The 13,041-nt window shown below is 69.4% G+C and carries 9 protein-coding genes, 1 tRNA gene and 1 pseudogene; 1 reads left to right on the top strand and 10 read right to left on the bottom strand.

Annotated elements, in window-relative coordinates:
* A pseudogene (locus tag NOD94_RS36855) lies at positions 1 to 325 on the top strand (hypothetical protein); the annotation flags it as partial.
* A gap of 56 nt (positions 326 to 381) precedes the next feature.
* On the opposite strand, the gene NOD94_RS36850 reads toward NOD94_RS36855, so the two are convergent.
* The 10 genes from NOD94_RS36850 to dnaN form a co-directional block, all read right to left on the bottom strand.
* Positions 382 to 1,692 (bottom strand): hypothetical protein, encoded by a 1,311-nt coding sequence (locus tag NOD94_RS36850; protein WP_281210595.1) that lies wholly within the window; start codon positions 1,690 to 1,692, stop codon positions 382 to 384.
* Positions 1,693 to 1,814: 122 nt separating this feature from the next.
* Positions 1,815 to 1,949, bottom strand: a complete 135-nt coding sequence (locus NOD94_RS36845) for a DLW-39 family protein (RefSeq protein WP_208809277.1) — start codon at positions 1,947 to 1,949, stop codon at positions 1,815 to 1,817.
* Positions 1,950 to 2,106: 157 nt separating this feature from the next.
* Positions 2,107 to 2,180 (bottom strand) — tRNA-Ile (locus tag NOD94_RS36840).
* Positions 2,181 to 2,298: 118 nt separating this feature from the next.
* On the bottom strand, positions 2,299 to 2,928 hold the full coding sequence (locus NOD94_RS36835; RefSeq protein ID WP_281210594.1) for a DUF3566 domain-containing protein: 630 nt from the start codon (positions 2,926 to 2,928) through the stop codon (positions 2,299 to 2,301).
* 2 nt (positions 2,929 to 2,930) lie between these two features.
* Complete coding sequence (gene gyrA, locus NOD94_RS36830; RefSeq protein ID WP_281210593.1) at positions 2,931 to 5,573, bottom strand: DNA gyrase subunit A; 2,643 nt, start codon at positions 5,571 to 5,573, stop codon at positions 2,931 to 2,933.
* A gap of 41 nt (positions 5,574 to 5,614) precedes the next feature.
* Positions 5,615 to 7,684 carry a DNA topoisomerase (ATP-hydrolyzing) subunit B gene (gene gyrB, locus NOD94_RS36825; RefSeq protein ID WP_281210592.1) on the bottom strand — a complete coding sequence of 690 codons (2,070 nt, stop codon included), beginning with the start codon at positions 7,682 to 7,684 and terminating at the stop codon, positions 5,615 to 5,617.
* Between the two features lie 397 nt (positions 7,685 to 8,081).
* Positions 8,082 to 8,609: a DUF721 domain-containing protein gene (locus NOD94_RS36820; protein ID WP_281210591.1), complete on the bottom strand. Its 528-nt coding sequence runs from the start codon at positions 8,607 to 8,609 to the stop codon at positions 8,082 to 8,084.
* Positions 8,606 to 9,742 carry a DNA replication/repair protein RecF gene (recF, locus tag NOD94_RS36815; protein ID WP_281210590.1) on the bottom strand — a complete coding sequence of 379 codons (1,137 nt, stop codon included), beginning with the start codon at positions 9,740 to 9,742 and terminating at the stop codon, positions 8,606 to 8,608. Before recF ends, NOD94_RS36820 begins: the two co-directional genes overlap by 4 nt.
* Positions 9,743 to 9,829: 87 nt before the next feature.
* The gene (gene gnd, locus NOD94_RS36810) at positions 9,830 to 10,744 is read right to left on the bottom strand and encodes a phosphogluconate dehydrogenase (NAD(+)-dependent, decarboxylating) (protein WP_336681563.1); all 915 of its coding nucleotides are present in this window, start codon (positions 10,742 to 10,744) and stop codon (positions 9,830 to 9,832) included.
* 183 nt (positions 10,745 to 10,927) lie between these two features.
* Entirely contained in the window at positions 10,928 to 12,058 is a 1,131-nt protein-coding gene (gene dnaN, locus NOD94_RS36805; protein WP_281210588.1) for a DNA polymerase III subunit beta, read from the bottom strand.
* Between the last annotated feature and the right edge of the window lie 983 nt (positions 12,059 to 13,041).

Genomic DNA, 13,041 nt, shown 5'->3' with positions numbered 1-13,041 from the left:
CACAAAACCAATATTTAAAATTTTTATTTTTTTTAATAGTTGTGATATTCCTAACTCCGATCTCCCGCGCGGCGCGCCCCCGGCCGGCGCCACGGCCGGGTTCGGACCGCCGCACGCCTACGGGCCGTCGGAGACGGGCAGCTTCCACCTGCCGCCCCCGGTCCACGCGGGCGCTCCGACCGGACCGGTCACCACCCCGCAGCCGCTCCCCGTACCGGTCCGCGCGGGCCGCGTCCCCCCGCCGCCGACGAAGGTCACCGCCGGGATCCTCACGGCGGCGCTGCTCTGCTTCGCCCTGGGGATCTGGGCCCTGATCCGGATCTGATCCGGAACTCACCCGGATTGATCCGGATCTGACCCGGAACCGGGCGGAGCCCGGCCCTAAGCCGTCCTGCCGCCGCCCCGCCGCGCCAGCAGGATCCAGGCCCCGAGCCCGAGGAGCAGTACCGTCCCGGTCCCGAAGCCGGCGCCGGCCACGATCCGCATCACGGAGCGGTCGCCCTCGGCCTCGACGGACTCCGGAGCGGTGAGTCCCTTCTTCGCGGCCGCCCGGTCGGCGCCGCCGACCCCGAACCCGGCCGCGGTGAGGCTCTCCTTGTACCCGGGTCCCGAGCCCGGGGTGCCCGTCACCTCCAGCCGCAGCGTCAGCGGCACCGGGGTGGCGTCCTCGGTGAACTCGCCCACCTTCCCGCCCATGGTGACGGCGAGGTAGTACCACCCGGCGAGCCGTACGGGCCGCTGCTCGGTGTCGTCCGCGAAGCGGTTCTCGTACGCCACCGGCGCGGTCTTCGGCAGGGTGACGGCCGCCTGCTTGCCGTCGTAGGAGGTGTTCTCGGAGCCCACGAGGCCGCGGTAGGGCGTGTAGAGCGACACGGTGAGGCCGTTGGAGGCCGATCCGTACTGCTTGGTCATCCTGGCCGCCGCGATCTCCGCGCCGACCCCGAGCTGTTGCCCCCAGTCAAGCGGCACCCGGTAGAAGCGCGTCTGCCCGGGCCTCAGGTCGTCGCGCCACACCCCGGAGTCCAGCGCCCGGGCGTCGTTGAAGCCGGTGCCGCCGGTACGGGCGACCGGGTCCGTACCGGGCAACGTCGGCGACGCCGAGGGCCAGACACTGGCGGCGGTGCTCGGCGCCGTCCCGGCGACGGGCGCCGGTTCGCGCTGGATCCGGATCTCCACCGGCCACGCGGCCCGGTCGGAGTCCTTCGCGACGGACCGGGTGAGCTTCGCGTAGTAGGTCCCGCCGGCCTGGCACTCGGCGTCCTCCTCGAGCCGCCGGGTGCCGACCGCCGCGACGGGGACCGCGTCGTAACCGAAGGAGATCCTGCCCGGGTTGGAGGGGCAGGCCTTGCCGCCGGCGGTCATGACCTCGACCTCCAGACCGTCGCCGTAGGCGACCTTGGCGCCGGCGGGCGGCCGCAGCACCGCGGACACGTACACGGTGGAGGCGCTGTCGAGGCCGAGCCGGTAGAGGCGTTCGCCGGGGGCGAGGGTGTCCTCGTAGACCGCGCCGACGTCCAACAGCGGGGCGTCGGCCGTGGAGGGCTTGCCCACGATCGGGGTGGCGTCGTCCGCGACCCGGTACTCCGGCAGCGGCGGGGAGCCGGGGCCGACGGCGTACGCGGCTCCCGGCAGCCAGGCAAGCACCCCGAGGGCCGTCGCCCCTGCCAGCACCGTCTTCCGCACGCGCACCATCAGACCCACCCCGAGTTTGCTAACGCAAGCCAAATCTTTGCATACTGGAACAATTGCTCACAGAACAGCACGAAGCCCCGGCAGCAGCGGCAGCCGGGGCTTCATGAGATCAACCGTGGGTCTCACACACCGGAACCAGAAGGCACGGAGTCAGTTGCCTCCGTCCACAGGTCCTGCTCGGCGCGATCCGCCTGGATCTGGCGGTACACGAGGAGCCCGCCGATGGCGGCCAGTGCGACCAGGAGCAGCTTCTTCACCGCGCGACCTCGTCTTTCGTTGACGTAGGGGACTTCTGGCGGCCAACAATACACACCGACCGATATCCGATCGGTGCCCGTCGGCCGACACCGAACCCCTCGACCGGCCCAACGAAGAAGGACCCCCAGGCCTTGGCCTGGGGGTCCTTCTCCACTGTGGGGCTAACAGGATTTGAACCTGTGGCCTCATCCTTATCAGGGATGCGCTCTAACCAACTGAGCTATAGCCCCATCCGCGCTGCGCGCTGACTCCTGAAGATTAGCGCACAGAGCGGGTCGAGCCAAAATCCGTTCCCAGGGGCCTCTCCGCGGGCTTCCCCGCAGGTCAGTCAGTGGGTCGATCAGAGGGTCATTCGTCCTCGGCCAGCGTGAGTTCCACGCCGCCCACGAAGCCCGCCGACAGGTTGTAGATGAACGAGCCCAGCGTGGCCAGTGCCGTCATCAGCACCACGTCGATCACGGAGATCACCGAGGTGAAGATCAGTACGCGCGGGAGCGAGAGGAACGACTGGAGGTCGAACCCGTTGCTCTCGTTCGAACCGGTCGCCTCGCTGATCGTGCCGCCGACCGTCGAGAAGATGCCCATGGCGTCCATGACCATCCACAGCACCGCCGCCGCGACGACGGTGCACACGCCCAGCGCGATGGACAGCAGGAAGCTGACCTTCATCACCGACCACGGGTCCGCCTTGGCGACCCGCAGCCGCGCCTTGCGCGTCCTCGGTGCCGTACGGACCCCCGGACGGGCCCCTCGCTGCGCACCCGGGCCCGCCGGCGCCGCGTAGGCCTGCGGGGGCTGGTACGGCTGCCCGTCCCGGTCCTGGCCCTGGCCCTGGCCCTTGTCCGCCGGTGCCTTCGGCTGCGCCTTCGACTTAGGTTCTCGGGTGTCCGTCACGGTTCCCCCCTGGGAGTCCGCGGCGGGGCCACGGGCACCGTTCGCTCCAGTCTTGGCCGGTCCGGCGCCCGTGGCTCCACTCACGCTTACTCCTCGTGCTCCCCGGCCGAGGGCTCCGTGCCCTCGGCGGCCGCGGCGGCCTGTCCGTCGGCTGCCCCGGCCTCGATCTCGATGTCCGAGTCGATGTCCGACTCGATCTCGTCGGCCTCGTCAGCTTCCTGACCGGCCTCGGCGTTACGAGCGATGCCGACCACGGCATCGCGCTTGCCCAGGTTGATCAGCTGGACGCCCATGGTGTCACGGCCGGTCTCCCTGACTTCGTTGACTCGCGTACGAATCACACCACCGCTGAGCGTGATGGCGAGAATCTCGTCCGTTTCGTCGACCACCAGCGCGCCGACGAGCGACCCGCGGTCCTCGACGATCTTCGCTGCCTTGATGCCCAGACCACCACGTCCCTGGACGCGGTACTCGTCGACCGGCGTCCGCTTGGCGTAGCCGCCGTCGGTCGCGGTGAAGACGAAAGTACCCGGCCTGACCACGCTCATCGACAGCAGCTCGTCGCCCTCGCGGAAGCTCATGCCCTTCACGCCCGAGGTCGCGCGGCCCATCGGACGCAGCGCGTCGTCGGTCGCGGTGAAGCGGATCGACTGCGCCTTCTTGCTGATGAGCAGCAGGTCGTCCTCGGCGGACACCAGCTCCGCGCCGATCAGTTCGTCAGCGGTGCTGTCGGCGCCGTCGGGGCCCGTCTCCCGGAGGTTGATCGCGATGACGCCGCCCGACCGGGGCGAGTCGTAGTCCTTGAGCGCCGTCTTCTTCACCAGGCCGCCCTTGGTGGCCAGGATCAGGTAGGGCGCCGCCTCGTAGTCGCGGATCGCGAGGATCTGGGCGATCTTCTCGTCCGGCTGGAAGGCCAGCAGGTTCGCCACGTGCTGCCCGCGGGCGTCCCGGCCGGCGTCCGGCAGCTCGTAGGCCTTCGACCGGTAGACGCGGCCCTTGTTCGTGAAGAACAGCAGCCAGTGGTGCGTGGTGGAGACGAAGAAGTGGTCGACGAGGTCGTCCTGCTTCAGCTTCGTGCCGCGCACGCCCTTGCCGCCGCGCTTCTGCGAGCGGTAGTCCTCGGTCTTGGTGCGCTTGACGTAGCCGCCGTGCGTGATCGTGACGACGATGTCCTCTTCGGCGATCAGGTCCTCCATGGACATGTCGCCGTCGAAGGGCACCAGCTTGGAGCGCCGGTCGTCGCCGAACTTCTCGACGATGACCGCGAGTTCCTCGCTGACGATCTGCCGCTGGCGCTCCTCGGAGGCCAGGATCGCGTTGTATTCGTTGATCTTCGACTGGAGCTCGTCGTGCTCGGCGACGATCTTCTGCCGCTCCAGGGCCGCCAGGCGCCGCAGCTGCATTTCGAGGATCGCGTTGGCCTGGATCTCGTCGATCTCCAGGAGGCCCATCAGGCCCTCGCGCGCGATCTCGACGGTGTTGCTGCGCCGGATGAGGGCGATGACCTCGTCGATGGCGTCCAGGGCCTTGAGCAGGCCGCGCAGGATGTGGGCGCGCTCCTCCGCCTTGCGCAGGCGGAAGCGCGTGCGCCGGACGATGACCTCGATCTGGTGCTGCACCCAGTGGCGGATGAAGGCGTCGATCGAGAGGGTGCGCGGCACCCCGTCCACCAGGGCCAGCATGTTGGCGCTGAAGTTCGACTGGAGGTCGGTGTGCTTGTACAGGTTGTTCAGCACGACCTTGGCGACCGCGTCGCGCTTCAGGACGATCACGAGGCGCTGGCCGGTCCGGGACGAGGTCTCGTCGCGGACGTCGGCGATGCCACCGACCCTGCCGTCCTTCACCAGGTCGGCGATCTTCTGCGCGAGGTTGTCGGGGTTGGTCTGGTAGGGGAGCTCCGTGACCACCAGGCACTGGCGGTTCTGGATCTCCTCGACCTCCACCACCGCGCGCATCGTGATGGAGCCGCGACCGGTGCGGTACGCCTCCTCGATGCCCTTGCGGCCCACGACCAGCGCGCCGGACGGGAAGTCCGGACCCTTGATCCGCTCGATGAGCGCGTCCTGGAGCTCCTCGTGCGAGGCCTCCGGGTGTTCCAGCGCCCACTGGGCGCCGGCCGCGACCTCGCGGAGGTTGTGCGGCGGGATGTTGGTGGCCATGCCGACCGCGATGCCCGCGGAGCCGTTGACCAGCAGGTTCGGGAAGCGCGCCGGCAGGACCGTCGGCTCCTGGTTGCGGCCGTCGTAGTTGTCCGTGAAGTCGACGGTCTCCTCGTCGATGTCCCGGAGCATCTCCATGGCCAGCGGCATCAGCTTGCACTCGGTGTAGCGCATCGCGGCCGCCGGGTCGTTGCCCGGGGAGCCGAAGTTGCCGTTGCTGTCCACGAGCGGCATGCGCAGCGACCACGGCTGGGCCAGGCGGACCAGGGCGTCGTAGATCGAGGAGTCGCCGTGGGGGTGGTACGTACCCATGACGTCGCCGACGACGCGGGCGCACTTGTAGAAGCCCTTCTCGGGCCGGTAGCCGCCGTCGTACATCGCGTACAGCACGCGCCGGTGGACCGGCTTGAGGCCGTCCCGTACGTCCGGCAGGGCGCGGGACACGATGACGGACATCGCGTAGTCGAGGTAGGAGCGCTGCATCTCCGTCTCGAGCCCGACGGGCTCGATCCGCAGCACGGGCTGCTCCTCCGCGGGATTCTCGGCAGTGGGGGTGGTTTCGTCGGCCATTGCTGGTCAGAAGTCCTTTCAGGCGGTCAGCTGAGACCGACTCAGATGTCGAGGAACCGAACGTCCTTGGCGTTGCGCTGGATGAAGGAGCGTCGGGCCTCGACGTCCTCTCCCATCAGCACCGAGAACAGGTCGTCGGCCTGCGCGGCGTCGTCCAGGGTGACCTGGCCGAGCACGCGGTGGTCGACGTCCATGGTGGTGACGCGCAGCTCCTCGGCGTTCATCTCGCCCAGACCCTTGAAGCGCTGGATCGAGTCTTCCTTGATCCGCTTGCCGTTCTGCTTGCCGAGCTCGACCAGGGCGTCGCGCTCACGGTCCGAGTACGCGTACTCGAAGTCGTCGCGGCCCCACTTGATCTTGTAGAGCGGCGGGCGCGAGAGGTACACGTGCCCCGCCTCGACCAGCGGCCGCATGAAGCGGAACAGGAAGGTCAGCAGCAGGGTGTTGATGTGCTGGCCGTCGACGTCGGCGTCCGCCATCAGGATGATCTTGTGATAGCGGAGCTTCTCGATGTCGAAGTCCTCGTGCACGCCGGTGCCGAAGGCACTGATCAGCGCCTGGACCTCGGTGTTCTGGAGGATCTTGTCGATCCGGGCCTTCTCGACGTTCAGGATCTTGCCGCGGATCGGCAGGATGGCCTGGTACATCGGGTTGCGGCCGGACTTCGCGCTACCACCGGCGGAGTCACCCTCGACGATGAAGATCTCGCACTTCGTCGGGTCGTTCGACTGGCAGTCGGACAGCTTGCCCGGCAGCGAGGCGCTCTCCAGCAGGCCCTTGCGGCGCGTCAGGTCGCGGGCCTTGCGGGCCGCGACGCGGGCCGTGGCCGCCTGGATCGACTTGCGGATGATGTCCGCGGCCTCGACCGGGTTGCGGTCGAACCAGTCGTTCAGGTGCTCGTGCACGACCTTCTGCACGAAGGTCTTCGCCTCCGTGTTGCCCAGCTTGGTCTTCGTCTGGCCCTCGAACTGCGGCTCGCCCAGCTTGACCGAGATGATCGCCGTCAGACCCTCGCGGATGTCCTCGCCGGCGAGGTTGTCGTCCTTCTCGCGGAGCAGCTTCTTCTCCCGCGCGTAGCGGTTGACCAGGCCGGTCAGCGCCGCGCGGAAGCCCTCTTCGTGGGTGCCGCCCTCGTGCGTGTGGATCGTGTTCGCGAAGGAGTAGACGCCCTCGGTGTACTGCGAGTTCCACTGCATCGCGATCTCGACCGAGAGCATGCGCTCCTTGTCCTCGGCCTCGACGTCGATGACGGTCGGGTGGATCAGCTCGCCCTTGCGCGAGTTGAGGTACTTCACGAAGTCGACGATGCCGCCCTCGTAGTAGTACTTCACCGTGCGCGCGGCGGGCTCGGTGACGTCCGCGTCGGGGTCGTCCGCGCCGACCGTGGCCTTCGCCGACTCGCGCTCGTCGGTCAGCGACAGGGTCAGGCCCTTGTTGAGGAAGGCCATCTCCTGGAAGCGCCGCGAGAGCGTCTCGAAGGAGTACTCGGTCGTCTCGAAGATGTCCGGGTCGGCCCAGAAGGTGACCGAGGTGCCGTGCTCGTCGGTCTCCTCGTTCTTGGCGAGGGCGGCCGTCGGGGCGCCGAGCTTGTAGTCCTGGGTCCAGCGGAAGCCGTCGCGCCTGACCTCGACCGCGACCTTCGTCGACAGGGCGTTCACGACGGACACTCCGACGCCGTGCAGACCACCGGAGACGGCGTAGCCGCCACCGCCGAACTTGCCGCCCGCGTGCAGGACGGTCAGTACGACCTCCAGGGCGGGCTTGCCCTCGGACGGGACGATGTCGACCGGGATGCCTCGGCCGTTGTCGATGACCTTGACCCCGCCGTCGGCGAGGATCGTCACGTCGATGGTGTCCGCGTGCCCGGCCAGAGCCTCGTCGACCGAGTTGTCGACCACCTCGTAGACGAGGTGGTGCAGGCCGCGCTCACCCGTCGATCCGATGTACATGCCGGGCCGCTTGCGGACCGCGTCCAGGCCCTCCAGGACCTGGATGTTGCTTCCGGTATACGAAGATCCACCTGCCTCGGCGGCCTCGCCGCCGGCGGTGGACTCGTTCTTGTCGTTGGAGTTGCCGGAATCGGCCACGAAGCGCCCTTTCTGGCACAGCACAGGCCGTACTCCGGGCCAGCAGGCATGCAAGCAGGAGCGGCTGCGTCGATCTGCGTTGTCAGCGTTTGTCACCGGTACTCGACTGGTGATCCCGCAACTGGGCGGGATTGCCTCCAGTCTACCGGTACCACTGACATGAATGGGGGTTTGCCGGTACCTGAGTACGCATGTGCCGCCCTGAACCTCCACTCTCCGACTCCCCATATCCGGGGAGGGGCTCAAAGTGGCTCACACGGGCATTCAGAGCTTCGGGCTGTCAACCCGCGACTACCGTGAGGGACACCACCCGCGACGGGGTCCCGCCGGCCCCGTCGGGGACGGGCCGCGACAGGCCGGAAGCCGCCGCTCCCGGGGGAACGACGGCTTCGGGAAGCACGCGGGCGGCGGGCGCCCGCGCTCACCCGTAGGTGTCGCCCGGGCCCGTGCTGCCCGGGCTGCGCCAGGGTCCGTACCGCTTCGGCCGGCCGCCCGGGCCCTGCACCTTGATCAGTCGAACGGTGCCCTGCCCCAGGTCACCGTTGAGCCGCGCCACCAGCTGCGGCGCCAACAGCTTCAGCTGCGCCGCCCACGCCGAGGAATCGCAGCGCACCACCAGCTCGCGGTCCTCGTAGCGCTCCGGTACGCAGTGCGCCGCGATCTCCGGGCCGACGATCTCCGGCCAGCGCTCCATGACCCCGGCCACCGCCATCGGCATCTCCCAGCCGCGTTCCGTACGCAGCCGGTCCAGCGCGGCCATCAGCGGCATCGGGTCCCGACCGTCCGCGCGGGCACCCGAGCGGAGCCCGGGCTGGTACTGGCGCTTCTTCCCGCCGACCGCGTTCCCCCGGGCCCTGGCCTGCTCCCGGGCGGCGGCGAGGGCCTGGCGTGCCAGGTCCACCCCGGAGGGCTCCGGGGTCCTGCGCTCCTCCTGCCCGTCACCGTTCACAGGCGGGTCACCTCACCGCCGGACACGGCGAAGCGCGTCCCCGTCAGTACGGCCGGCACGTCGTCGTCCACCGCCGCCGTCACCAGGACCTGTTCGCCCGGAGCCACCAGCTCCGCGAGCCGCTCGCGGCGCCGGGCGTCGAGCTCCGCGAACACGTCGTCGAGGACCAGCACCGGCTCGGCCCCCTCCGAGCGCAGCAGCTCGTAGGACGCCAGCCGCAGCGCGAGCGCGTACGACCAGGACTCGCCGTGGCTGGCGTAACCCTTGGCGGGGAGCTCGCCGAGGCGCAGCAGTACGTCGTCGCGGTGCGGGCCCACGAGGGTGACGCCCCGCTCGATCTCCTGCTTGCGGACCTCCCCCAGAGCCGCCAGCAGCACCTCGTGGAGCGCCTCTCGGGTGCGCGCGGCGCCGCTGTCCACGGCTTCGCCGGCGGAGGACTTGTAGGTGAGGCCGAGCGGGCCGCCCCCGGGCGCGAGCTGTTCGTAGGCCTTGTCGGCGAGCGGCAGCAGCGTCCCGATCAGGTCGAGCCGCTGGGCGAGCAGCTCGGCGCCGACGCGGGCCAGGTGCTGGTCCCACACGTCGAGGGTGGAGAGGTCCATGGACCGGCCGCCGTGCCGGCGGGCCATCGCCGCGGACTTCAGGAGGGTGTTGCGCTGTTTGAGCACCCGCTCGTAGTCGGAGCGGACGGCCGCCATCCGCGGTGACCGGGCGGTGACCAGGTCGTCCAGGAAGCGGCGGCGCTCGCCCGGGTCGCCCTTGACCAGGGCGAGGTCCTCGGGCGCGAACAGCACGGTCCGTACGATCCCCAGCACGTCCCGGGGCCTGACCTGCGAGGACCGGTTGACGCGGGCCCGGTTGGCGCGCCCGGGATTCAGCTCCAGCTCCACGAGCTGCTGCCGTTCGCCCTGGGTGACCGCGGCCCGAATGACGGCCCGTTCCGCCCCCATGCGCACGAGGGGGGCGTCCGACGAGACCCGGTGGCTGCCGAGCGTCGCGAGGTAGCCGATGGCCTCGACGAGGTTCGTCTTGCCCTGGCCGTTGGGCCCCACGAAGGCCGTGACGCCCGGACCGAGGGGTACCTCGGCCCGGGCGTACGAGCGGAAGTCGGCCAAGGAGAGATGCGATACGTGCATTCGGCGCCGACCTCCCCCGGCTTCCTGCTGTCGTGCTCTTGGTACTCGTGGTGCTGAGCTGCTGGTGGTGCTGGTGCCGCGGTGGTGCTACTTCTTCTCGACCGCGTGGCCGCCGAACTGGTTGCGCAGCGCGGCGATCATCTTCATCTGCGGGGAGTCGTCCTGGCGGGAAGCGAACCGGGCGAACAGCGAGGCCGTGATCGCCGGGAGCGGCACCGCGTTGTCGATGGCCGCCTCGACGGTCCAGCGGCCCTCGCCGGAGTCCTGCGCGAAACCGCGCAGCTGCTCCAGGTGCTCGTCCTCGTCCAGCGCGTTGACGGCGAGGTCCAGCAGCCAGGAACGGATGACCGTGCCCTCCTGCCAGGACCGGAACACCTCGCGGACGTCGGTGACCGAGTCGACCTTCTCCAGGAGCTCCCAGCCCTCGGCGTAGGCCTGCATCATGGCGTACTCGATGCCGTTGTGGACCATCTTCGCGAAGTGGCCCGCGCCGACCTTGCCCGCGTGCACGGCGCCGAAGTCACCCTCGGGCTTGAGGGCGTCGAACACCGGCTGGACGGTCGCGACGTGCTTCTCGTCGCCGCCGTACATGAGCGCGTAGCCGTTCTCCAGGCCCCAGACGCCGCCGGAGACGCCGCAGTCGACGAAGCCGATGCCCTTGGCCTTCAGCTCCTCGGCGTGCTTCTCGTCGTCCGTCCAGCGCGAGTTGCCGCCGTCCACGACGATGTCGCCGGGCGAGAGCAGCTCGCCCAACTCGTCGACGGTGGACTGGGTCGCCGCGCCGGCGGGGACCATCACCCACACCACGCGGGGGGCCTGCAGGCTGTCCACAAGTTCCCGCAGGCTGTGGACATCCGCGAGGTCCGGGTTGCGGTCGTATCCGATGACGGTGTGGCCTGCGCGGCGGATGCGCTCGCGCATGTTGCCGCCCATCTTGCCGAGACCGACGAGACCAAGCTCCATCAACTGGTTCCTTACGCGTTGTGGCCGTCGTTGCCGCAGGCTCCCCGGCGCACCGGGTCACCCACCGGATCCGAGCCTACGCCGGGGCGTGCGTGGCGGCCCCACGGGCCGTGGCGTCCGTCCAGGGAGTCCCCAGGTGTTCTGGACTCCCCGGGGCCGGTCCTGTGGACGCCGTCGGGCCCGGTCCCGCGGCATGCGAGAACGGGCCCGACGGGTCGGACGTCAGCCGGACAGACGCACCGGCATGATCAGGTACTTGTAGGCCTCGTCGGCCTCCGCGTCGACCGCGGGGCGGCCGCTGAGCAGCGCCGGCTTGGTCGAGGTGGTGAAGCTCAGCTGCGCGGCCGGCGAGTCGATCGCGCTGAGGCCGTCCAGCAGGAAGGTCGGGTTGAAGGCGATCGAGATGTCATCGCCGTCCAGCTTGGCGTCGACGCGCTCCACAGCCTGTGCGTCGTCGCTGGAACCGGCCTCCAGGATCAGCACGCCCTGCTCGAAGCTCAGCCGGACCGGGGTGTTGCGCTCGGCCACCAGGGCCACGCGCTTGACGGCCTCGACGAACGGGGCGGTCTCGATCACCGCGATGGAGTTGAACTCCGTCGGGAACAGCGTGCGGTACTTCGGGAGGTCGCCTTCGAGCAGCCGGGTGGTGGTGCGGCGGCCCGCGCCCTCGAAGCCGATGAGGCCCTCGCCCGCGCCGGAGCCCGAGAGCGCCAGCGTGACGGTGTCGCCGCTCGTGAGGGACTTGGCGGTGTCCAGGAGGGTCTTCGCGGGCACCAGGGCCACGGCGGAGGCGTCCGGGTTCTCCGGCTTCCACAGGAACTCGCGGACCGCGAAGCGGTAGCGGTCGGTGGAGGCCAGGGTGACGCGGTCGCCCTCGATCTCGATGCGGACACCGGTCAGCACGGGCAGCGTGTCGTCGCGGCCGGCGGCGATGGCGACCTGGGCCGCGGCGGAGGCGAAGACCTCACCGGGCACGGTGCCGGTCGCGGTCGGCATCTGCGGCAGCGCCGGGTACTCCTCCACAGGCAGGGTGTGGAGTGTGAACCGCGAGGAGCCGCAGACCACGGTCGCCCGTACACCGTCTGTGGAAATCTCCACCGGACGGTTCGGCAGGGCGCGGCAGATGTCGGCGAGCAGGCGGCCCGAGACCAGGACGGTGCCGTCCTCCTCGACGTCGGCCTCGACGGAGACCCGGGCCGAGACCTCGTAGTCGAAGCCGGAGAGGGACAGCGTGCCCTCCTCGGCCTTCAGCAGCAGGCCCGCGAGTACCGGCACCGGCGGCCGGGCCGGGAGGCTGCGGGCAGCCCAGGCCACCGCCTCTGCGAGTACGTCGCGCTCCACCCGGATCTTCACCGGAACCGCCTCCTGCTGTTGCTCGCTCGTCTGCCGGCCTTCGTCGTCGGCTCGTCGGTGCCTCGACCGGTTGCCGGGGACCAGTCTGACGTACGGCGCCGACAGTCGTTGCGGCCGGCGGTCAAGTCGGGGACGAGGCGGCGGCGAGCTCGATCGACGAGTTGTGCACAGGACCTGCTTGAAAACCGAAACCGGGCTAACTCTCCATGGGGGTAGTAGTAGGGCCTGTGGAAACGGTGGATAAGCCCGTTTTCCCAGGTCAGCCCGCGTTTTTTATCCCCACACCCTGTGGGCGGCACCGGTGGACAACACGGTGTCTCTGTGGAGAACGAAAACTTCTGCACAGGCCGTCCCCAGACGACCCCCACTACTCCACAGGTGTGTCCCCAGCTTTTCCCCAGTGCTCCACAGCCCAAACGTCGACATCCGTGTGACGGCTTTCACTCGGGGCGGTGACGGGAGGTGCCGGGTTGCCGAACAGTGGACAACGGTGTGGAGAACCGCCGGGAACCTGTGCACAGGGTGCGGGAAGCTGTGGGCCGCCGGTGGACGAAGCCGTGGATGGGCCTGTGGATGATTTTTTTGTCCACAGGCTGTGGATCGGGCTTGCGCACAATTCCACAGGTGGCTGACCTGCCCTGATGCCCCCTCAACCTGCACTCCTGTGGACAGATTGTGGGCGCCGCGAACTGTCCTCAGGCTGTGGACGAAAGAAAGTCGGCCAATCTGTGGATGAGTTGCTCCCCAGGGGGCGTATTCGAACAGAGCAGGGGCGCACGGATGAGAAAGGGCGCCCCCGGTACGGCCCGGAAGCGCCCTGTTCTCGCGTTTGGAGGGGCCTGGCACGGCTGCCCGGAGCCCGCGTCAGGCGTTCTTGATGCGGTTGGTGAGCTCCGTGACCTGGTTGTAGATGGACCGTCGTTCCGCCATCAGGGCCCGGATCTTGCGGTCCGCGTGCATGACGGTGGTGTGGTCGCGGCCGC

The organism is Streptomyces sp. Isolate_45, from assembly GCF_024721315.2.
GTDB lineage: Bacteria > Actinomycetota > Actinomycetes > Streptomycetales > Streptomycetaceae > Streptomyces.
The sequence above is the reverse complement of the archived record's forward strand: the minus strand, read 5'-3'. Positions and strand labels throughout refer to the sequence as shown.